This window comes from Halalkalibacter wakoensis JCM 9140, from assembly GCF_000513095.1.
Taxonomy (GTDB): Bacteria; Bacillota; Bacilli; order Bacillales; family Bacillaceae_D; genus Halalkalibacter; species Halalkalibacter wakoensis.
This window is the reverse complement of record NZ_BAUT01000008.1, coordinates 68,117-90,619: the sequence shown is the minus strand read 5'-3', so window position 1 is coordinate 90,619 and position 22,503 is coordinate 68,117. Positions and strand designations below refer to the sequence as shown.

The following is a 22,503-nucleotide window of genomic DNA, read 5'->3' as shown; positions in this document are numbered from 1 at the left end:
AAATGATCTGTCTATCCCTTCTTTGTTTCAATATTCTTCTGTTCATAATGGCATGAATCACATGTATAGATTACGTTCTGATTAGACTGAGCTGTTAACACATTCGTGATAGGTTTCATTTCTTCACAATTTGGACATACGACCATTACATCTGATAACAATACAAACACCTCATTTTTAAAGGCTCCTTTGTAGAGTTGTTTTGGGAGGTAGGTGGAGCAAACTAAATCAACTCACTTACAACTACAAGGAGGAAGCGAGCAACTTCCGCTCCGCTTTACTTTCAGGAAAGGAAAAATTCCTAAGCAACAATTTTTAACAAAAACAGCCTTTTTTATAGAGTCTTGCCAAGTTTTAAAATACCCATTCCCATTACAAAAAAGAGTTGAACCCAAAAGGTATTTATACCTCGGTTCAACTCAGTTGCATTTTCTAAGACTTTATTGTTCGTACGAACTCTCTGATAAGAATGTTTTAGGTAAAGCCGTCCCTCTTGTACCCCTTAGATCGACAGTTTCAGGTTCTTGAGGATACACGATGATAAAGCTTTCCGGACCTGAATGTGCTAACACACGAGGTAACCGTTCAAGTTGTGGATGCCAAGCAACTGTTCCTCTTCTTGCACTAAAAACAACAACGATGTCATCTGCGCGCAAAAGAGGTTGATACGTATTATGCCACTCGTTCCATGACTCTAGACTTGTAATAGAAACCTTAACATCTGGCTTCACTTGATGAAAACTTTCTTCGTAACTTTTCATATTGTCCTTCACAATAAAACAAGCAATTGTCGCTCCTAATTGATTAGCCATTTTCTTCGTTACAGAAACAGCTTGATAAAAGCCGGCTTTATGATCAAACCCAGAAGGAATGATAATCACAATTCGCTTCGTTGTATTTAAAGGATGACCTAGCTTTGATACAAGAACCATTTGAGTGGTGCGTTCTAAAAGCTGATCCAGTACGCCTCCAAATATCTTTTGCGGAGTAGATAGCTTTCCATTCCATCCAATAACAGCTGTCGTAATTCTTGATTCCTCCATTGCCCGAATCATCCCGGAAGTAATATTTGTATCAACTCTCGTTAACATTTGAATTGGAACTTCCGCACCAGCTGCATATGTGACTGCATGCCCCAATACCTTCTCCGCTTCCACAATTCTAGACGCAGAGTCCTCTTTCCCTCCTTGTGCAACAGAGAGCGTATAAAGTGGCTCATGTGATTGCCCCCTAATAATAAAGGACAAGTCCATCAGGGATTCCATCGTATGGGGATTGGCAATTGGCACGATGACCCTTTCAGGAGCAGAAGAAGGTTCATACGGCTGTTGCTCTTCTTTCATTGCGATAATTCTGGAAAACTTTTCAACTGTATACGGACCGATCATACAGCTAATCAGAATCATCACAATAACAGCATTGACTGTTGCTTGGTCAAACAACCCTAAGTCAAAACCTACTAAAGTGGCCGCTAATGTAGCAGCTGCTTGAGGAATCGTTAGACCAAAAATGAGTTTAATCTCTTCGGTTGAGTAGCTGTAAATTTTTCCAGCAAACCAAGCTGCCATAAATTTACCAATGATAACTAGACTGACAACAAGAAGCGCCTTTGTCCAGGCAGTTGGATCTGAAAGCAATATTCGTAAATCCATTAACATTCCAACTGACAATAAAAAGAATGGAATAAAAATGGCATTACCAGTAAATTTAATTCGATTCATTAAAGGACTTTGTTCAAAAATAAATCGATTCAATGCAAGTCCTGCTAAAAATGCACCGATAATTGGTTCTAAACCCGCAACTGTCGCAAAGTATGCTGTTACAAATAAAACAGCCATTACAAAAATAAACTCTAATGTCCCCTCACTACTAAGTGTACGAAAGAAGAACCTTGCTACAATTGGCACAACGATAAAAACAGCAGCTACATAAATAACTAAGGAAACAATTAAAATAAACCAAAAGTCTAACGTTAATTCTCCTTGAGTTGACCCAGCAACTACAGCTAGTATTAGCAAGGCAAGAGTGTCTGTCATAATCGTACCACCAACAGCTGTTGTAACAGCTTTATTTTTGGCAATACCTAAACGACTCGCAATCGGATACGCTAAAAGTGTATGCGATCCTAACAATGACCCTAATAAAATGGAGCCTGCTAAACTATATCCGAGCATATACGCACCGATGGTTCCGAGTATAAACGGAATGGAAAATGACATCGTACCAAACGTCAAACTACGATTTCGATACTTTTTAAATCCTTCTAAGTCAATCTCCAAACCAGCTATAAAAATGATATATAAAAGTCCAACTGTCCCAAGTAAAACGATGGTTGGGTCTCGATCAAGAAGACCTAACCCATTTGGACCTATAATAACACCTGCAAAAATAAAACCGATGATTCCAGGAACTCTTAATCTAGCCATAATCAATGGGGCCACTAGAAAAACGACCATTGCAATAGCAAAAATAAGAACAGGGTTGGTTACAGGTTGTGGCAACATTGATTTTTCACACTCCTTTTTAATAAAGCTGTTTTCGTAAAGATTGTGCTATGAAAAAAAGATTTTCATAGTAAATGGCGAGATCTCATAACGCTTACGAGAAGGCCCAACATCTCCCGCAAAAACAAGTAACTAAGTCAAGAACAACCATGTGACGAAGACATTTCATATAAAAACAACAAAATTTGCGAAAACAGCCTTTTAATGAAAACTTACCGTAAGTTCTATCCATATTAAAGAACGCACACTCACCGTGTCAACGTATAATCACTCTGTAACCCCTTCCATTTAAAATTTTATGTTTTTCGACTCATTCATATGAATTTTATTACTTGTTCATTGCATTCGAACGATTGGTTAAGCTATGATTTGAACGAACCTTTTCAATAACTGAAACAGGAGGAAAAAGATGGAAATTGATATTATTGGAGACATACACGGTTGTCATGACGAGTTACTTTCCCTTATGACTAAACTAGGTTACAAACAAACATCGGGCTCCTATAAACATTCAGAAGGTCGAAAGTTAGCATTTGTAGGTGATTTAACAGACCGTGGTCCACATTCGGTAGAGGTAATAAGGACTGTAGCGAATCTTGTACAAGAAAAAGATGCTTATTATTGTCCCGGAAACCATTGTGACAAATTGTATCGATATTTTTTAGGAAGAAAGGTCCAAACCACTCATGGATTAGAAACAACAGTAGAAGAATTACAGCAACTACCAACACGAGATTATAAAAAAGTCCGACATCAGTTTATGACGCTCGTCGAGCAATCGCCTCTTTACCAAGTGTTAGATGAAGGAAAACTCGTTATTGCGCACGCAGGCATTCGAAGCGATTTGATTGGTCAAACGAATAAACGTGTGAAGACGTTTGTTCTTTATGGCGATATTACCGGCGAAAAGAACGCAGACGGGACACCCGTGCGTCGCGATTGGGCACAAGCGCATCATGGCGAGGAATGGATCGTGTATGGACATACACCAGTTCGTTCACCTCGTTTTGTGAACCGTTCTGTCAATATCGATACAGGTTGTGTATTTGGTGGAGCCCTTTCGGCACTTAGATATCCAGAAATGAAAATCGAACAAGTCCCATCCAAACAACCTTTAAATGAAGAAAAATTTCGTAGCTTTTCCGAATAGAAGAGAGGGAATCTTAAATGAAGTATTACATGATGTTGTTTTGTCTACTTACCATTGTAACAGCTTGCGGTGGTCCTAGCGTTGCGATTGAAGTCGATCCCGAACAAACCCGCATTATTCACGAAGAACAAATAGACATGATTTCTGTTTTTGTAAGGCTAGAGAACAACGGACAAATTCCAGCTAATGACCTTACGGCGCGCTTTCTTATTCACGAACCAACAATTGAATCTGCTGTAGGCGGTAGTGAAATTGTCTTCACTGACCATGAACATACTCCTGAAATATTTCAAGTGAATGCTAATTCAAGCTTCTTTTTTGCTGAAGTATTCTCTCTTGAAACAGACGTAACAAACGAACTATTAAGTGGATCTTTTACAGTTCAAATTATGGATCGACAAGGGGAAATCATTGCTGATTATCTCATTGAACAGGTGACAAATGAATAGAACGAGGGCAACCCTACTTTAGGTCGCCCTCGTTTTTTATTGCAGCCATGTCATTAGGTAAATTACTCGTCAAGCAAATGAGCTTTTCTTTAAAAGGGTGTTGAAATTCTAATTTATAACAGTGTAATGCTTGTCGTTTTATATGTTGTTGGTCACCACCGTAAAGGTCATCACCTAGTAAAGGATGGCCCAGGTAGGAAAAATGCACTCGAATTTGATGCGTTCGCCCAGTTTCAAGCTTTATATCGACAACACTAGAATGTTCTAGTTCGTTCGTAACGATATAATGTGTAATAGCTCTCTTCCCTGTCTGACATACTTTCCTTGAAATAATACTCTCAGGATCTCGAGCTATTGGAGCATCAATCGTCCCTTTATCTGTATGTAACTTACCAGACACAATCGCACGATAATAACGTTGCACGTGCTTTGCTTGTTGCAATTTGGAAAGACGATCATGAGCTAAACGGTGTTTGGCGATAATTAACAAGCCTGATGTATCTTTATCCAACCGATTAACTGCATGAAACGTCGTTTTTATTTGCTGTGATTCATAATAATCTAAGACGAAATTCGCTAGTGTGTTAGTTGGATGTTCCCTTGAAGGAATGGTTGCTATTCCAGCTTCTTTGTTAATGACAAGTACATGATCATCCTCATACACAATTTCAAACGGCCCCTTTTCTGGTCGTAGTGAGGGGCTCGTTTCCTCAGGAGGAAGATACACATGAACAAGATCATTCGTTTCGATGACTTTCCGTACTGTTACTTCTTCCCCATTTAACGTAATGCATCCACCATTAAATTTAATATCAGCAAGTCCTCTTTTCGATATATGACAAAAATCACGCAAGAACGTTCTTAGAAGAGCTTCGTTCCAATTTTCAGGGACCTTCCATGACAAAACAGCTACATAATTATTCACGGATGAAAGACTCCCTCACCCTTTTCCAAAATGGGAATGGACGAAACCTAGCAAAGCGCACCTTTTCATCTGCTACCCGACACTGCAAGGATTTAATACGACGATGCTCAAGTGTATAGTGATCAACTGTCACTTGAATATCAACATCATTTAATGGCTTTAATAAGCATGTATGATGTTGAGGTAAGACAAGTGGAGAGCCAACCGTACGATAAACACGATTGTTGATTGATGCCATCTCCGCAATCTGAATCGAGGCTAGCGATGGATGGAGGATGGCTCCTCCCAACGCTTTATTATAAGCCGTGCTTCCAGAAGGTGTCGAAATACATAATCCGTCGCCTCGAAAGACTTCAAAAGGCTCACCTTTTATATCAACCGTACTAACAAGTGACCCCCCGATGCTTTTAATCGTACATTCATTCAAAGCCAGATGCCTCTCTGAATGAGTTGCTCCTTCCTGACGAATGACAACTTCTAAAAGGGGGTACTCAACAATTTGATAAGGGGTTTTAGCAATATGCAATACTAACTTTTCAACTTCATCCGGAACCCAATCCGCATAAAAACCAAGATGACCCGTATGAATACCTACAAATGCTGTATCTTCAAGCCTCTCACAATAGTCATGAAAAGCTTGCAATAATGTCCCATCTCCACCAACGGTAATAATCATTTCTGGTTCATCCTCATTGTATTTCAAACCAAAATCAATCAAATACCGTTTAATCCTTTGTTGTAGTGTATTCGATACGTCATCACCACGAGATGTAACCATAAACTTCATCATGTCTCCACCCTTCTAAAGCTGCGGCCATTAAAAAAGGTCGAAATCGATCTTTTTCAATGCCCTCTTTAAAGCTTTCTCCCCTGTTCTTGTTTCGTTGAAATGATTTCTTGCGCCTCTCTCACTTCATCCCGAATAATGGACATTTCTTCATCAAGTTTAAAAGCTGCTTCCGCCGCTCGTTGCAATCGCATTTTTATATGTTGTGGGATTTCTCCACTATATTTATAGTTTAAAGAGTGTTCAATTGTCCCCCAGAAATTCATGGCAAGCGTCCTTACTTGTAGCTCAACCAAAATCTTTTTTTCCCCTTCAATCGTTTGAACAGGATAGTTCAAAACCAAATGATAAGATCGGTACCCACTTGGTTTTTTCTCAATAATATAATCTCTCTCTTCTATTATTTCAAAGTCTTTACGAGATCTTATTAAGTTCACAACCGTCTCAATATCCTCTACAAACTGGGTAACGATCCGAAGACCCGCTAAATCTTGCATTCCTTCTTCCAATTGATCGAGCGGCACATTTTTGCGTTTTGCCTTATCCAATATACTTGAAACAGGCTTCACTCTACCTGTTACAAATTCAATAGGCGTATGTTTAGATGATTGTTCGTATTGATGACGTATCCCTCTTAATTTAATTTTCAACTCCTCAACAGCCTGTTTATAAGGCGTTAAGAACATATCCCAGTTGCTCATTTCTCATCACCGTCCGTAAAAGCAAAAAGTGGTTTATGAGTGAAAAACCTCTTCAACTGCTCTTTCCATTTCTTCTCCGTAATTGCTATTTCCTTCAATATTTTCTGTTAAAAATGCAAGTTCCGTTACAATCGACTCTAATTGAATATGTATGTTTTCGTGTAATTGTAACGATAACGTTTCTTCCTTTGATACAATCTCATTTAATGTAACCCACGTAGGTTGTGAAAAACAAACATAATACAACGTAGAGTCATCCTCTATTATGTAGACAAATGCTAAGTCATCTGAATCGACTAGCATACGTCCCCCGTCTTTTAATGTTTTTGCAAATGATTCTTCCACGGTTTCTTCTAGAATCGCGACAAATCGTCCTTCTTCTGACATAATGTTTTTTACATTTAGCTTTTTCATTCTGTACCTCCACCTATTCAAAACACGTTCTTACCATGTTTTATTCTACCATAATTCAAAAAAAATTACGTCTTTGCACAGTCGCAACCCTGCGTTATTGTGTATGAAAAAAGGAATTGTATTTAACTACATACAATTAAAGAACATGACCTGTTATAATAATCGTACACTATTACAAAGGCGGATGATTATGTCACAGGAAATTGAAATTGAAGTAAAATCAAAACTGACAGAAGACGGATTCTATTTGTTACTCAAAACCTTTTCGTTAGACCATTCAGATTCACTTACACAACATAACCATTATTTTGAAACACCTGCTTTTGATTTAAAACATGCACATTCTGGTTTGCGAATTCGAGAAATCGACGATGATTTCACATTGACACTGAAACAACCTCATGAAATTGGAAAGCTTGAAACCCATCAATCTTTAACAAAGGATGAGTGGGATTCAGCCAAACAAACAGGTACTTTGCCAGATGGAAATGTAAAAAAACAATTAAGGTCGCTACATATACCCATTAATGAATTATCCTATGTGGGGACATTGACAACGGAAAGAATTGAGATCGCACATAATAGCGGAGTATTATGTTTTGATAAAAGTATGTATTTTGATCAAGTTGATTATGAAATTGAATTTGAAGGCACATCGGAAGAACATGCTCATTCAACCTTAGCGAGCATCCTTTCAAAAGCTAGCATTCCCTATACAGAAACCGAAAATAAAGTACGCCGGTTTTTCACGCGTAAAATCGCATTAGAGCAGCCAAAACGCCCATAAACATCCAATTGTTCTTATTCGTCCTTTTTGCTATTATTAGCTTATAATCGAGAATGCTTTCGTATCAATAAATGAGGTGTCATGATGGACTTAACTTTTCTACAACCTATTAATCAGCTCCAACCAACACAAAAGTGGCAAAAACCACAAAACCAATCCAATATGTTTCAATCCATGTTCTCTCAATTTCTTGAAGAACAAATGACTAGACTTCAAGTCGAATCCGTTCAACCTAGATCGAATTCTTCTTTATTTCTGCATCAACTTAATCATTTATCCCCTTTACAAACGAGTGAGCTTACTAACGTAGTGGATACGGCTACAAAAAAAACATCGAAAATGAATGATTCTAAATTTCAATCAATTATTCATAATGTCGCTCAAAAATACAATCTAGACCCTAATTTGATTTACTCTGTGATTAAACATGAATCCAATTTTAACCCCAATGCTATAAGTCATGCAGGGGCGAGAGGCCTTATGCAATTGATGCCTGCAACAGCTAAAATGTTAGGTGTGTCAAACAGCTTTGACCCCGCACAAAACATTGAGGGGGGAGCTAAATATTTACGACAAATGCTCGATCGCTATAATGGCGATACAAGGCTTGCGTTAGCTGCCTATAATGCTGGACCTGGGAATGTAGATCGCTTCGGAGGAATTCCTCCTTTTAAGGAGACACAAGCTTATGTACAAAAAGTATTAAGCAATTATATTTAAAAAATAAAGTGGGTATAGAGATACTGAAGTCTATACCCACTTTATTGTTATTTTACCTTTATTCCCCCTCCTAGAATTTTTTAAAAAAACTAAAAACCCAAGTCCCAAAACATAGATAATGTCTAAGGACGAGGGTTAACTCGTGTTACCACCTTAATTTACTGTTGAAAAATTACTCATTTCCCTTTGTTAATCGAATCATATTCCACGATAGCTTTGGCAATATTCCTACAACCTTACCGTTTTCCATATAGGATTCACCTTTATTATGTGGCTTCACTTGTTCGTTACCTAATGTATTTGTTGCTTTTGGATTATCATGTTGTAATACGACATGCTCTGCAACTTCATAGCCTTGAAATGAACGAGCGTCGATATCGACTTGTAACGTACTTTCCATATGACGGTTTGTCGCGAAAATCACAACTTCTTCTTTTTCTTCATTATATACGACCGACGAATCTAAATAAGGAACATCCGTAAAGTCAGTGCTGTCATATTTAGGTGAATTGATTACTGGATTTAGTGCCACACCTCTACCATAAACGGAAGTATAATAATACGGATAGAAGATAGTTTGTTTCCATACACGCCCACCATTCTCTGTCATAATTGGAGCAATAACATTTACTAATTGTGCCATTGCAGCAATTTTAATACGGTCTGAGTGACGAATAATCGTGTTCAACATGCTTCCCACTAGAAGAGCATCCTCAAATGTATATACGTCTTCTAATTGAGGTGGAGCTATTGACCAAGGTTCTATCTTCTTATCTTGATCATTGGAATGAAACCAAACATTCCATTCATCAAAGCTTAAATTAATTGTTTTCTTGCTACGTTTTTTGGCTTTAATATAATCACAAGTTGAAATAACGGTATGAATAAAGTTCTCCATATCCATTGAATTTGCTAAGAAGTTCGCTGTGTCGTTTTTAGGATTGCCATAGTATTGATGTAAAGATACATAATCTACATAATCATATGTATGATCTAAAGTTGTTGCCTCCCACTCTGAAGGTAGGCATATGAGCACTAGAACTTCCACAACTAACCAATTCAATTGTTGGGTCAACTTGACGCATTGCCTTTGCAGTTTCTGCAGCTAGACGACCATATTCATAGGCAGTCTTTTGACCCATCTGCCAAGAACCATCCATTTCATTTCCTAGACACCATGTTTTAATGTTGTGCGGTTCCTTATACCCATGTTGTTTTCTTAAGTCACTCCAAGCAGTACCACCGGGATGATTTGTATATTCTATTAAATTCCTAGCAGCATCAACGCCTCTTGTTCCTAAGTTAACAGCCATCATTACTTCGGCATTTGCTTTCTTTGCCCAATCGACAAATTCATTTGTGCCTACTTGGTTGGTTTCAATCACTCGCCATGCCAGCTCAAGTCTTCGGGGACGTTCCTCTTTTGGACCAATACCATCTTCCCAATTATAAGCAGACACCATGTTTCCACCAGGATATCGAACAATCGGTACTTGTAACTCTTTTACTAAATCTAGAACGTCTTGCCTAAATCCCTGTTCATCTGCACTTGGGTGATCTGGTTCGTAAATTCCACCATAAACAGCACGTCCTAATTGTTCAATAAATGAACCATATATTCTTTTGTCTATGTGTGAAATAACAAAATCTTTATCAACCACCATTTTAGCTTTCAAGAATTCTTCTCCCAATCTACTCATCCTTCCTCAACTTCAATCACTTACTATAATTCTTTGTTACTGGTAACCTTCTATTACAATCATACTCGTTATAGCGTAAGGAAAGCAGTTACAACCACAATTGGTTTGAGACATTTCTGAACCTTTTCTACTGATAAATAGAAAAGGACAGTCTTATCTTTCCATAAGGTATGCCCTTTTCCTATTAACTTGTGAAATGTGTCAGATGTTATTCTACCACGTCTTCAGCTAGTGCTTCTTCATGCGCTTTAACAAATTCCTCAGCTGTCGACTCTTTTCCAAATAACGATTGTATCATGTCAAGGTGTACTTGGGCTGGCCCTGGATTCATTAAATTATCAGCAAAAAGGGTAATGCTACTTGCATCATTTAAATCATTTAATACTTTTAAGTACATGTCAGGAAGATCATAGTCATCAGCATTCAATTTATAAGAAGGAATAATACCCGCCTCATCAAGAGAACGCTCCCCAAATTTCTCTGTAAAATACTTTACGAATTGTTTCGCTTCTTCTTTCACATCAGAATTTTCAGCGACGAATAAACCACCATTACCACCAACAAAGCCATTGATATCTCCTTTTCCACCTTCTACAGCAGGGAATTTAAAGTAGTCCACAGAATCCTTGAATTCTTGTGAAAGGTCATCACTATTTGTAAAGGTAGGTAACATCCAAGTTGCTGATAGAAACATTGCCGCTTGACCATTTGTAAATAAACTTTCTGCTTCACTGCTTGTTAGTCCATTAAACCCTTGAAGAAATGCTCCCAAATCAACTAAATTTTGAATCTCTTCAGCAGCTTCCACTAAATTGGGGTCTTCAAATGTATTTGTTCCATTTACTGCATTTACAATTGTTTCTGCACCAGCAATACGGTCAGCAAGGTACATATACCACATCGAACCTGTCCAAGCGTCTCTATTTCCTAATGCTATTGGAGTAATATCATTATTATTTAATGTTGTAATAACATTTAGAAATTCATCATAAGTAGTTGGTACTTCTAATCCATTTTCCTCAAATATTTTTTTATTATAGAAAATCATCGCAATATTAAGGTCTGTAGGTAAACCATAAGTTTTTCCATCGACTTCAAACCCCTCTATCGTTCCATCTACAAACTTATCTCTGAAATCACTGTCAAGTACATCGTCTAAAGGTGCGAACATATTACTATTGACGTATGGCTGGAGCCATCCACCTGGCCATGACATTCCTACATCAGGTAATTCCTCGGAAGCTGCTAATACCTTCAGCTTATCTTTATACTGCTCATTACTTAAAATTTCTTGCTCAACCTTAATTCCTGGATTTTCACTTTCAAAGTCTTCAATGATCTCATTGAGAATTTGATTTTGTGCAGCAGATGTACCCGTCGGCCATAAATGCATAAATTCGATTGTTTTGGTATCACTAGAACTTCCGTTTGTCCCATTACTCTCAGTACCTGTTTGCCCACATCCTGTTACAATAAGGATTAGTGCAAGCAATAGTGCAACCGCATTCAATTTTCTCATCTTTCTTCCTCCTCGTATATGTATTGACTTTGCTTACAATACTGATTCCGTGTACGTTAACGGAAATATGTTTAAAAATTCCCCTCTATAAACTTAGGGGTGTTTAAAATTAACAATAACTTCGTGTACGTTAACGTAAATTTCAAAAAATCAGACTCGAGTTTTATTCTAACTTGCCCATAGCTACTATTCATTTTTCAACTTAAATTATATTGCAAATCACTCTCCTTTTTCAGCGCTAATATGAAGCGGTTTCATAACTTTAAAGATTTATATTGTAACTCGCTCCCTTGTGCGTCTACTATAACACTATTATAAATATTAAGTCAATATTATTAATAAGGAAATTGTTACGTTTTACGGTTATAAAGGCACTTATAAAATTAAAAAAGGTCTCAAAATAGAATAACGATTGAAACCTTTTCCTGAATTTATACGTAGATAAGTCCGCCATAATTAATTCAATCCTAAATCGATTCTCCTGGGATAATTCGGTAATTCAATAGTGGAACCGAGGGGAAAATACCGTTTTCCAACTTATTAACAAGTGACTGAACAGCACTTATACCAATTTCCTCAATTGGGTACTCTACAGTAGTCAATTGGGGTTCGACATATTTTAGCACGTCTATATTATCAAACCCCATTATCCCCACTTCAGCTGGTATGTTGACTTGATGCTCCTTTAAAAATTTCATTACTTCAAGAGCATGAAAATCACAGGTACATAAGATAGCTGTTTTTTCATTTCGCAAAAATTTAAATTCAGCTACTTTTTCTAGATAATCCTTTTCTTCTATAATAAGATGGTTATCTAACAAATTATATTCTGACAAACCATCAATGAATCCTTTTAAACGTTCGTGTTGAGTATATATATTAACTTTTCCTAATAGGGATAGTGGTGGACAAATAAATACAAACCTCTTATACCCTTTTTTTATAGTATGCTTCACTGCATCTAGCATTGCTTCTCGTTCCTTAACACCGATATGATGCCACTGATCCGAAACATGATTGAAAATAGTTACAATCGGAACATCAAATGACTGTAAGAACTTATTAAATCCATTTCCTTGATTGACTGAGAACAAGATGATACCATCTACTTTTCTGTCTATGAGATAATTAATACTTTCTATTTCTTTTTCTTTATCTTTATCTGTTAGCGCCAGATGGAGAGAGTATCCAGATTTTCTTAATTCAGACTCAATCGCATTCATTAGTAAAGCGAAAGATCGGTTTTGTAAATCAAACAACACGACACCAATCGTCTTTGTTTTTCCTTTCACCAAGCTTTGTGCTCGATAGTCAGGGCGATAGTTTTTCTCTTTTGCTACTTGTAAAATTTTTTCTTTTGTTTTAGGGTTGATACCTGGACGGTTGTTAAGCGCCCTATCCACCGTTCCAATAGATACTCCACAGATTCTCGCTATTTCCTTTATCGAAACTGTCATAGCTCCTCCTAAGATTCAATAGATATATATTCTATTATAATACATTAAGGTGCTATTTGCTTAACTTGATTACTATAATGGCAATACAAGGCTTGCCTTAGCCGCTTATAATGCCGGACCTGGGAATGTAGATCGCTTCCTCCTTTTAAGGAGACACAAGCTTATGTACCTCGAGTGTTCAATACATACATGTCGATGTAAGATAGGTTTGTTTCTCTTCCATTCCACATATAATAAAACTGATTGTACATACCAATGTAAATCAGTTTTTTTTATTTCCTCGTCTCCTTTTCACCTAAGCCAATCAGGAAATTTGCCGAAGAATACTCATATTGCTACAATATGAGATAGAGAAAATGAATATAAAAAATGTAACAGTGATTTACAGAGGAGTTAAATCGATGACAGATACCAACCAAACGCCTTTTGATGCATTAGGTGGCGAAGAAATATTATCACAATTAGTTGATCGTTTTTATGAGAAAGTTTCCAGGCATCCTGACCTTTCTCCTTTGTTTCCAGATGACTTAACGGAAACAGCCCGAAAGCAAAAACAATTTTTAACACAGTTTTTAGGAGGGCCTTCTTTATATACTGAAGAACATGGACACCCAATGTTACGGGCAAGGCATATGCCATTTGTGATTACTCCGGTCCAAGCAGAAGCATGGCTTGAATGCATGGAGCGCGCCATGGATGATATTGGGATAACAGGATTAATTCGTGAGTTTATGTTAGAACGTTTAACGATGACCGCTCATCATATGGTGAATCAACCATTGTAGAAAGGAGAATGACCATTGAACGAAAAAGAAACTTCTTCAACGTGTGACGATCAACTTGGCGTTTGTGGTCTGGATCCTAAGCATTCATTTTCTGACAAACGCCATAAACCGATTGAATTATATACCTTTATTGACCCCCTTTGTGCGGATTGTTGGGCATTTGAGCCGATGTTAAAAAGACTCCAAGTTGAATATGGAGGGTATTTTCGGATTCGGACAATTGTTGCTGGTCGACTTCAAGCATGGAATGTATGTAAAAACACAACCAAAGGACTTGTATCAAAAAAACAAGAATTAGCTTCCATCTGGGAAAAGATTGCTTCTCAAACCGGTATGTCCTGTGATGGAGATGTATGGCTAGAAAATGATTGGAGCTCACCTTACCTTGCTTCACTCGCAATTAAAGCTGCCGAACTTCAAGGGCCTCAGATTGGCGTGCGTTTTTTGCGAAAAGTTCGAGAAGCTCTTTTTCTTAACAAGCAAAACATCACTGAGGAAGATGTTTTGTTACAGTGTGCTGAAAAAGCAGGTCTAGACTTAGCTGAATTTAAAAAAGACTTATCTTCCAAAACAGCGATTAAAGCCCTTCAACATGACATTAAAACGACGAATGAAATGGAAGTAGACATCGTCCCAACTTTTGTATTTTTCAATGCAAATATTGAAGATGACGGCATTAAGGTAAGTGGAAATTATCCTTATGACGTATACGTTCAAATCTTAGAAGAAATGCTTGGATTTAAGCCTGAACCTTCAACTAGTATAACGATTGAAGATTTTCTAAGAAGGTATGAGTTTGTTGCCACTATTGAAGTTTCAGTTGTTTTTAATGTAAGTGAAGCGGAAGCAGAAAAACAGTTAAAAACGCTTGTCCTCCAACAAAAGGTGGAATCGGTTCCTGTAAAATACGGAATGTTTTGGAGATATGTTGGTTAGTCGGTAGAAAATGAAATCCTCAGTTTGTCCTTCTAATGAAGTAGCTGTCATCATAGACTAATGATAGTAAGATTCGAACAAGGAGGGTCTTCATTGAATCGCTTTAGACTAGTGTCAGGGATTATTTTAATACTCATTAGCTATTATTTTTTTATTTTATCGTTAATGAATGTTTTTCCTAAATGGATCGCAGCACCGCTTTTGTTTGTATCCTTAGTTTTTACACTAGCCCCTATTTCAAAGAAAAAACGATTCAAAGGATTTCATTAACAAAGACCAGGGAGATTGATCTCACCCCTGGTCTTTGTTTGTATTATTGTTCTAATAATTGTTCCATTTCAATCAATGTTTTCTCGAATACAGTAAGTGCCTGTTTGATTGGCTCTGAAGATGTCATATCGACCCCTGCGTGCTTAAGAACTTCAATTGGATAATCGGAACTTCCTGCTTTTAAAAATTGTAAATAACGCGTTACCGCCGATTCACCTTCATCAAGAATTTGTTTGGACAACGCTGCTGCAGCACTATATCCTGTTGCGTATTGATACACATAGAAATTGTAGTAAAAATGTGGAATACGAGCCCACTCTAATCCAATTTCTTCATCAATCACAATATCTTCTCCAAAGTATTTTACATTGAGGTCATAATAGGTCTTCGTTAACACATCTGGAGTTAACGCCTCTCCATTTGCTGACTTTTCGTGAATCAACTGCTCAAATTCAGCAAACATGGTTTGGCGGAAAACCGTCCCTCTAAATCCTTCTAGAAAATGATTTAGTAAATAAAGCTTTTCTTTAGGATCATCTGTATATTTCACCATATAATCATTTAACAAGGCTTCATTTAAAGTAGAAGCAACTTCAGCAACAAAGATTGTATAATCCCCGTACACATACGGCTGGTTTTCACGAGTATAATAGCTGTGTAAGCTATGACCAAACTCGTGAGCAAGCGTAAATAAATTATTCACATTGTCTTGCCAATTCATTAAAATATATGGCATTGTACCATACGCTCCTGAAGAGTATGCACCACTTCTTTTCCCGACATTTTCTTCCACATCAACCCATCGCTTCTCAAATCCTTGCTTTAATGTTGAAACATACTCTTCCCCAAGTGGCGCTACCCCTTTGATCACAAAGTCTTTTGCCTTTTCATAAGGAATTTCCATCTTTACATCTTGAACAAGAGGCGTATACAAGTCGTACATGTGCAATTCGTCTACACCCAATACTTTTTTTCGTAAGCGAACATAACGATGCAGCAAATCTAAGCGTTCATTGACTGTCTCTACAAGTTGATCATAGACAATTTCAGGGATATGATTCGCGCTTAATGCTGCTTCACGTGCTGACTTGTAGTTTCTTACTTTTGCGTAGAACAAATCTCTTTTCACTTGCCCACTAAGCGTAGATGCCAATGTATTTTTATATTTGTCATACGTATTGTACACAGCTTTGAACGCTTCTTCTCTTACTCGACGATCACTGCTCTCTAAAAAGCGAAGAAAGCGACCATGTGTGACCTCAACTTCTTCTCCATTCTCATCTTTAATGGAAGGGAACTTCAAATCAGCATTATTTAACATGGCAAATGTATTGCTAGGGCTACTTGTCACTTCAGCTGCTTGAGCTAAGATGGCTTCCTCTTTTTCCGATAATACATGTGACCTTTGCTCATTTAGTTCCGCAAACATTTGTGTATATTTCTTTAATCCATCATGTTCACTAACAAATCTCTCAATTTTTGACTCGTCAATGGATAACAATTCCGGAACAATAAAAGAAGCCACTTGACCTACTTGTGCAGCTAGGCTAGCAGCTCGATCATGTAAGCCTTGGTAATAAGAATTCGACGTATCTTGGTCATTTCGCATATGTGCGTAAGCATAGACACGGCCTAACTTCTCAGAAATTTGATTTTGCTTTTCAAGTGTTACAAATAAGGTGACAGCTGAATCAGCCAGTGTCCCTTTACAAGCTTCTAAATAAGGAAGCATGATTTGAATTTCCTTAAATTCTTTTTCCCACTCTTCATCAGTACGAAAAATAGCTTCTAAGTCCCATGTTTTGTTTACAGGAATCTCTTCACGTTTTTTTAATTGTTTTGACAAGTAACGCACCTCCAACTTTCCTACCTATTATATATTCGACTCCTCTACACTTATTCCTTTAATGTTCCCTCTATTCCTCTTATTCATCATTGTCATAAGTTCTTGATAATAAAGGGTTTGATCATACATAATTGCATCGTCCATAGAAGTAGGAATAACCATATTTCGCATTCTTTTATACTGACCCTTCTCTTCAGTTAAATAGCCGATTTGAACGAGAAACTGAAAATAACCGATAATTGCCTCTGACCAACTACGTCCATCTTTCATAAAACGAATGCCAAAAACAAGACTACTCACAGAGGATTGTACACAAGAGATGGCTATTTGAATGGAGAAGAATTGATGTGGGGATTGATGCTCGATGCATTCTAATAATAAAAATGTCTGCCAATAACATGGAGATGTTGTGAATAACTCATAATGCGGGGAAGGCCAACCAGCTTCAATTGGAAAATAACTTGGGGGAATACAGTGTTTGTATAGGATTGTTTGGAGGAATTTTTCCGCTTTTCCTTTGAATGGGAATGACTGATAACGCCAATGTTTTTTTACGATTAACCATTGAGATAAAAGCTGGATCGTTTTGTTTTTCGGAAATAGAATGTCTTCGATACACAGTTGAGAGAGTGATGTTTCTTGAAGAGAAGCTAAAAGTCTTGTAGGGCTGTACGGAGTTAATTGTTGGAGTGTTACAAAGCTAGCTTGCTCTGGGCAATAAAACTGCAGAAAACGTTGACCATCGATCAGACGGCTGGCTGACCATTCAAATGATTTGATTGAAAAGGAGTTCGTTCCACATCGTTTTAAACGATTTCCTCCTAATAACCAGATTGGAGTTATTCCTAACTGCTCGTATCCAGCAGATCTGTTTTCAAGAAGCTCTTGATCAATTGGAGAACATTGATATTCAATAGCATAGAGGGTATGGTTCACGCGGAGAAGTAAATCAGGACGTTGCTTAATCAGAGGAAGATAGACTTCCATTGCAACTTTTATGTTTTGCTTTTTAGCCCATTCATAAATCTGTCGCTTTCCATTCAAGTGATAAACGGTCTCTCTTTCTAGTGAGAACGAACAAATTTGATTGGCATAATGGGCAAAGTGCCAAATTTTTGTTGTACCTAGTTTTAATTGAACTTGTGATTGACACGCGGGGCAATAAAAGTCACGTTTCTTCCGTAGATCTTTCAGTTCCTGTATGTGCCATTCATCAGCCATTGAAATAACTGTACCATCTGCTAATTTTGCATTAAACATTTAGCCACCTCCTTATTTTCACTAACCATTCGTCTTTATCATTTAAAAATCCTTCTAAATCTTTATATAAGTTCAAAAAAACTAGAACTTTGAGCCTTGCAGAATACAGAAATCCCTTACATAAGTCAATAGGTAACCAGCGGCAGTCGCATGACACTACGCTTTCCGCGGTGCCCGGTGAGTCCTCCATCCCGTAAGCAAGGCTGAAGCTCCTTTTCAATTCCAATAAAACGAGCACTTTTTCAGTTGCCTCGTAGCCGAGGGAGGCTCGGAACCTCCTTGCAGGCGCGAGTGGCTGTAGCGCAATGAACGAACACGCTACAGTCAATGGCTTTACTTTTTAGATCTATAATAATGGTGATAGTAATCTTGAAGTGGATTCGATAATTCGATGAATAACTGACCTGTTCTTAAACGTATGATAGTTTAATTGTTTGGAATGTTCCAAGTCGTACACAAAATCACTTACAAGTGTTGTAACACTATTTGTTTTATACAGATAGGCATTCACTTCAAAATTCAAATGAAAGCTACGCATATCCATATTGGATGTACCAATGGAAGCTAATTCATGATCAACAATAATCAACTTGCTGTGCATAAAACCACGATTGTATTCATAAACCTTCACACCAGCTTCTAGCATCTCTGGAAAATAGGAACGAGATGCATGGAAAACGATCCGCTTGTCCGGACGACTTGGAACAAGGAGACGTACATCAATTCCACTTAATGCTGCAATTTTTAATGCACTTACAATATCGTCATCCGGGATAAAGTAAGGACTAGCAATCCAAATTGATTTTTTTGCTGAAGTGATCATAGAAAAGAACAGTTTTTTATTAACTTCCCAGCGTTGGTCTGGCCCACTCGCAATCATTTGAACGCCACCGTCTCCTTCGATTGTCGACAGAGCTGGAGATAAGTAAGTTGGGCTCAAAATCGTCTCTCCGGTTTGATAATGCCAATCTTGTAAGAAAATAAGTTGAAGGGTTCGAACAGCCTCTCCTCTTACAAATAAATGAGTATCTCTCCAGTTTCCAAAATAGGAGTGCTTCCCTAAATATTCATCCCCAATATTTAAGCCGCCTACAAACCCGATCACCCCATCAATGACAATAATTTTCCTATGATTTCGGTAGTTAATTTTATGATTTAAGAATGGCAATTTCACTGGTGAAAAAGCGGCTACTTCCACACCTGCCTCTTTCAAATCCCGAATGTAACGCTTGGACAAACGCCAACTTCCTACAGCATCATACAGAAAACGGACCTTTACACCAGCGGCTGCTTTATCAAGTAAAATTCCTTTAATTTCCTGTCCCAGTTCATCATCTCGTACGATATAGTATTCAAGATGAATATGATGTTCCGCTTGTTTCAGTGCCTCTAAAATATGGGCAAATGTTTCCTTTCCGTCTGTTAATACCTTCGTTTCACTTGAAAACGAAACGGGCGTTTTTCCTAAACGATGGGCTAAACGGAAGAGAAGCTGTTGATGATCTCCCATTTTCTGTAGCTGATCTTCATTTTGCTGCCTCTGACCAGCTATCTTTTCAAACATCTGTTCATCTTGTAAAGCTTTAATTGAAAAAGATCGACTTTTTCTTTGATTTTGTCCAAACAACAAATAGAAAAAGAACCCGAATAAAGGAAATGCCGCAAGCACTAACAACCATGTTAACGTTTTGGTTGGATGTCGATTTTCAAAAAAAATCACGACAGCAATAAATACTACAGATAGGGAAAAGGCAATACTTAACGCACCTACTACCCAACCTTCCCAATACATTCTTGTCATATAAAGGACAGCCACTAGTGACATACCAAAAATAAAAAGATTAATTTGATTTCTCATTTAACACTCCAGGAAAAAAGTTTACAATCAAATAAAATAGAGGGACCCTCAGGATCCCTCTTTTAGAACATCTATCCATGAGGATATCTGTTTCATCCAAATTAAACCGTACTACTTAGAGAACGATGTTCGAATAACAGGAAGGGCATTTTCTTGAACAATTTCTTTGCCATATTCCTTCATTCGATAAGTAGAAATATCTGACTCATAGCCATATTCAAGCATTTGGCTTAACATATCGTCTTGTTCATCTTCGTTGTAGCGATCATCATTAAACAACACATGAAGATAATACGTACCTTCAAAGTGATATAGCTCATTAAAAAGATCATCAATAAAGAAGTTGTGACTTAATGAAATGACATCTTCAAAGTCTTTAAATCCAATAACAATTTCTAAATGATCGTTTACCGGATCTAATTCTTCATCACTTCCGGACATTAAATCAATTAGATTTGATTCTTCACCATCTTTATCCGTAACCGGAATTTCAAGCTTCACACTTCCGTCAGAGACTTGCCCTCTTGTTACGACAATTTCCAATCCTTTATCTAACGCATGTACCTGAATCCATAATGGTCCATCTAATTCAAATGCATCGTCTCTATCGTTGGCTTCATTCATCATTTCGAAGAAGAGCTCTTCTCCACGCTCACGATTGTACCAAATTTCATCTCGGTCAAAGCCTCTATCCTCAATATCTGTATACGTAATAAAGAATTTTACGGTCGTATCATTAACGCGTTCAATATCCATTTTCGCTCTCCCTCCTAATCGAGTAATAATAAACTTCATTTCTTGATGAGGAAAACGTCTTTAAACCCCCTTCAACGTTCTTAGTCATGTAGCAAAGACTGGCGTAAACTTACTCACTTATTCGTGATAGGTCTAATTGATTCCTTCCTACTTACTATGAATATGTTACGGGTAACCTATCGCTCATCTCTAAATAGGCTTACTACTATTTTATGATAAATCAATTAAAAATGGAAATTAAATAAACTGCCAATCCCCATATTTTAAAAAGATCTCCTCTTACTTTCATTATAACAGTTTCTCATAGAGATATGACTTTGAAATTTTCATCATATTTTCTTTGGATAAACCATATATGTTTTTAGTAGACGATTAGACAAGCTCCATACATAGATGAACTTGTTTCAATGTATGAACTATTTCTAATCAATATGAAAATAATGTGCTTAACGCCAAAGGATGATGCAGACTATGGATACAGATTTTCTTATATCTCTTTTAACAATTATCGGCATTGACATTATCTTAGGTGGAGATAACGCGATTGTCGTTGCTCTTGCATGCCGTAACCTCCCAAAAGAAATTCGAAACCGGGCCATTGTTCTTGGTATCTGTTTAGCGTTAGTGACGCGGATGTCTCTAACTGTTGTAGCCGTACAACTATTGGAAGTTCCCTTTTTACTAGCCGTAAGTGGCGCACTTTTGATTTACATTGCTTATAGTCTTCTAACAGACCAAGGCGATGACCGTGAAATTGAAGGTGGAACCAATCTTTGGAGTGCGATAAAAGCCATTATTATTGCCGATTTAGTTATGGGTTTTGATAATGTTATTGCTGTAGCTGGTGCTGCTCATGGAGATCATACCTTAGTTCTAATTGGTTTAATTGTTTCCGTTCCAATCATTATTTGGGGTAGTAAATTAATCTTGAAGGCATTTGATCGTTTTCCAATCATTATTTATTTAGGAGCCGGTATTCTTGCTTTCACCGCAAGTCGAATGATCACTCATGAAGATATGTTTGCCCCACTTTTCCATCATAATCCTATTTTAACGTTATCCTTTCAGATTTTTGTTATCGTTGCGGTACTGTTAGTTGGATGGTTTCAAAATAAAACCAAAAAATAAGAATGGATAGTAAAAAACCCTTCTACTAAAAAAAGAGTAGAAGGGTTTTAATTAATTAACCAGGCGTTGTGCCTCTTGTAAATGAAACGTACGCACTTTTCTTGGTAAAAAGCGGCGAATTTCAGCATCGTTATAACCTACTTGTAGACGTTTTTCGTCAAAAATAATAGGACGACGAAGCAATCCTGGGTTCTCACTAATAATTTCGAACAACGTTTGTAATGGCAATGATTCTAACTCTACATTTAATTCTTGAAAAACTTTAGAACGTGTAGAGATAATTTCATCTGTTCCATCCTCGGTCATTCGTACAACTTCTTTAACCTCTTCAACCGATAATGGTGAAGCAAAAATATTTCGTTCCTCAAATGGGATATTATGTTCTTCTAGCCACGCTTTCGCTTTTCGGCATGATGTACAACTAGGTGATGTTAATAATGTAACCATAAATGGACCTCCCCTTTCAAGTTTGAGATCTATGACGAACTTAGATGTAGTAAATGTCAATTTAATTTTCACAATAATTATTATACAAAGGCGTTAAACGTTTG

The 22,503-nt window shown here is 37.3% G+C and carries 21 protein-coding genes and 2 pseudogenes; 9 read left to right on the top strand and 14 right to left on the bottom strand.

Going from position 1 to position 22,503, the window contains the following annotated elements; all coding sequences use genetic code 11:
- Positions 1-11 precede the first annotated feature (11 nt).
- Positions 12-161: a hypothetical protein gene (locus JCM9140_RS23635; RefSeq protein WP_156314795.1), complete on the bottom strand. Its 150-nt coding sequence runs from the start codon at positions 159-161 to the stop codon at positions 12-14.
- Between the two features lie 279 nt (positions 162-440).
- The gene (locus JCM9140_RS05715) at positions 441-2,504 is read right to left on the bottom strand and encodes a cation:proton antiporter (RefSeq protein WP_034743519.1); all 2,064 of its coding nucleotides are present in this window, start codon (positions 2,502-2,504) and stop codon (positions 441-443) included.
- A 409-nt stretch (positions 2,505-2,913) separates the two neighbouring features.
- On the opposite strand from JCM9140_RS05715, the gene prpE reads away from it, so the two are divergent.
- Complete coding sequence (prpE, locus tag JCM9140_RS05710) at positions 2,914-3,654, top strand: bis(5'-nucleosyl)-tetraphosphatase PrpE (RefSeq protein ID WP_034743516.1); 741 nt, start codon at positions 2,914-2,916, stop codon at positions 3,652-3,654.
- A gap of 17 nt (positions 3,655-3,671) precedes the next feature.
- Positions 3,672-4,103, top strand: a complete 432-nt coding sequence (locus JCM9140_RS05705; protein WP_034743513.1) for a hypothetical protein — start codon at positions 3,672-3,674, stop codon at positions 4,101-4,103.
- 13 nt (positions 4,104-4,116) lie between these two features.
- Here JCM9140_RS05705 and JCM9140_RS05700 read toward each other — a convergent pair whose 3' ends face one another.
- The 4 genes from JCM9140_RS05700 to JCM9140_RS05685 form a co-directional block, all read right to left on the bottom strand.
- Positions 4,117-5,028 (bottom strand): RluA family pseudouridine synthase, encoded by a 912-nt coding sequence (locus tag JCM9140_RS05700; RefSeq protein WP_081727577.1) that lies wholly within the window; start codon positions 5,026-5,028, stop codon positions 4,117-4,119.
- Positions 5,021-5,815, bottom strand: coding sequence for an NAD kinase (locus JCM9140_RS05695; protein WP_034743510.1), 795 nt, complete (start codon positions 5,813-5,815; stop codon positions 5,021-5,023). The genes JCM9140_RS05700 and JCM9140_RS05695 overlap by 8 nt, the downstream gene beginning before the upstream one ends.
- A 68-nt stretch (positions 5,816-5,883) precedes the next feature.
- Complete coding sequence (gene yjbM / locus JCM9140_RS05690) at positions 5,884-6,516, bottom strand: GTP diphosphokinase (protein WP_034743507.1); 633 nt, start codon at positions 6,514-6,516, stop codon at positions 5,884-5,886.
- Positions 6,517-6,549: 33 nt separating this feature from the next.
- Positions 6,550-6,930 carry a UPF0738 family protein gene (locus JCM9140_RS05685; protein WP_052002087.1) on the bottom strand — a complete coding sequence of 127 codons (381 nt, stop codon included), beginning with the start codon at positions 6,928-6,930 and terminating at the stop codon, positions 6,550-6,552.
- Between the two features lie 190 nt (positions 6,931-7,120).
- On the opposite strand from JCM9140_RS05685, the gene JCM9140_RS05680 reads away from it, so the two are divergent.
- Both JCM9140_RS05680 and JCM9140_RS05675 read left to right on the top strand, forming a co-directional pair.
- On the top strand, positions 7,121-7,717 hold the full coding sequence (locus tag JCM9140_RS05680) for a CYTH domain-containing protein (RefSeq protein ID WP_034743504.1): 597 nt from the start codon (positions 7,121-7,123) through the stop codon (positions 7,715-7,717).
- Between the two features lie 84 nt (positions 7,718-7,801).
- Positions 7,802-8,437, top strand: coding sequence for a lytic transglycosylase domain-containing protein (locus JCM9140_RS05675; RefSeq protein WP_034743501.1), 636 nt, complete (start codon positions 7,802-7,804; stop codon positions 8,435-8,437).
- 172 nt (positions 8,438-8,609) lie between these two features.
- Here JCM9140_RS05675 and arfA read toward each other — a convergent pair.
- The 3 genes and pseudogenes from arfA to JCM9140_RS05660 form a co-directional block, all read right to left on the bottom strand.
- A pseudogene (gene arfA / locus JCM9140_RS05670) lies at positions 8,610-10,137 on the bottom strand (arabinosylfuranosidase ArfA).
- Positions 10,138-10,345: 208 nt separating this feature from the next.
- A complete protein-coding gene (locus JCM9140_RS05665; protein ID WP_034743499.1) occupies positions 10,346-11,656 on the bottom strand; it encodes an extracellular solute-binding protein in 1,311 nt (436 codons plus the stop codon).
- A 467-nt stretch (positions 11,657-12,123) separates the two neighbouring features.
- A complete protein-coding gene (locus JCM9140_RS05660; RefSeq protein WP_034743494.1) occupies positions 12,124-13,113 on the bottom strand; it encodes a LacI family DNA-binding transcriptional regulator in 990 nt (329 codons plus the stop codon).
- 64 nt (positions 13,114-13,177) lie between these two features.
- Between JCM9140_RS05660 and JCM9140_RS24390 the strand changes: the two are divergent.
- The 4 genes and pseudogenes from JCM9140_RS24390 to JCM9140_RS23630 form a co-directional block, all read left to right on the top strand.
- A pseudogene (locus tag JCM9140_RS24390) lies at positions 13,178-13,314 on the top strand (lytic transglycosylase domain-containing protein); the annotation flags it as partial.
- Between the two features lie 200 nt (positions 13,315-13,514).
- Entirely contained in the window at positions 13,515-13,898 is a 384-nt protein-coding gene (locus JCM9140_RS05655) for a globin domain-containing protein (protein WP_034743491.1), read from the top strand.
- A 15-nt stretch (positions 13,899-13,913) separates the two neighbouring features.
- A complete protein-coding gene (locus JCM9140_RS05650; RefSeq protein WP_052002086.1) occupies positions 13,914-14,834 on the top strand; it encodes a ClpXP adapter SpxH family protein in 921 nt (306 codons plus the stop codon).
- A 93-nt stretch (positions 14,835-14,927) separates the two neighbouring features.
- Positions 14,928-15,104: a hypothetical protein gene (locus JCM9140_RS23630; protein ID WP_166485451.1), complete on the top strand. Its 177-nt coding sequence runs from the start codon at positions 14,928-14,930 to the stop codon at positions 15,102-15,104.
- A gap of 43 nt (positions 15,105-15,147) precedes the next feature.
- Here JCM9140_RS23630 and pepF read toward each other — a convergent pair whose 3' ends face one another.
- The 4 genes from pepF to mecA form a co-directional block, all read right to left on the bottom strand.
- Positions 15,148-16,950: an oligoendopeptidase F gene (gene pepF, locus JCM9140_RS05645; protein WP_052002085.1), complete on the bottom strand. Its 1,803-nt coding sequence runs from the start codon at positions 16,948-16,950 to the stop codon at positions 15,148-15,150.
- A 27-nt stretch (positions 16,951-16,977) separates the two neighbouring features.
- Positions 16,978-18,210 carry a competence protein CoiA gene (locus tag JCM9140_RS05640; RefSeq protein ID WP_052002084.1) on the bottom strand — a complete coding sequence of 411 codons (1,233 nt, stop codon included), beginning with the start codon at positions 18,208-18,210 and terminating at the stop codon, positions 16,978-16,980.
- Positions 18,211-18,556: 346 nt separating this feature from the next.
- Complete coding sequence (gene cls / locus JCM9140_RS05630; RefSeq protein WP_034743483.1) at positions 18,557-20,068, bottom strand: cardiolipin synthase; 1,512 nt, start codon at positions 20,066-20,068, stop codon at positions 18,557-18,559.
- A gap of 111 nt (positions 20,069-20,179) precedes the next feature.
- The gene (gene mecA, locus JCM9140_RS05625; RefSeq protein WP_034743479.1) at positions 20,180-20,824 is read right to left on the bottom strand and encodes an adaptor protein MecA; all 645 of its coding nucleotides are present in this window, start codon (positions 20,822-20,824) and stop codon (positions 20,180-20,182) included.
- A gap of 471 nt (positions 20,825-21,295) precedes the next feature.
- On the opposite strand from mecA, the gene JCM9140_RS05620 reads away from it, so the two are divergent.
- The gene (locus JCM9140_RS05620) at positions 21,296-21,952 is read left to right on the top strand and encodes a TerC family protein (protein ID WP_034743477.1); all 657 of its coding nucleotides are present in this window, start codon (positions 21,296-21,298) and stop codon (positions 21,950-21,952) included.
- A gap of 51 nt (positions 21,953-22,003) precedes the next feature.
- On the opposite strand, the gene spxA is transcribed toward JCM9140_RS05620, so the two are convergent.
- Entirely contained in the window at positions 22,004-22,399 is a 396-nt protein-coding gene (gene spxA, locus JCM9140_RS05615) for a transcriptional regulator SpxA (RefSeq protein ID WP_034743475.1), read from the bottom strand.
- Between the last annotated feature and the right edge of the window lie 104 nt (positions 22,400-22,503).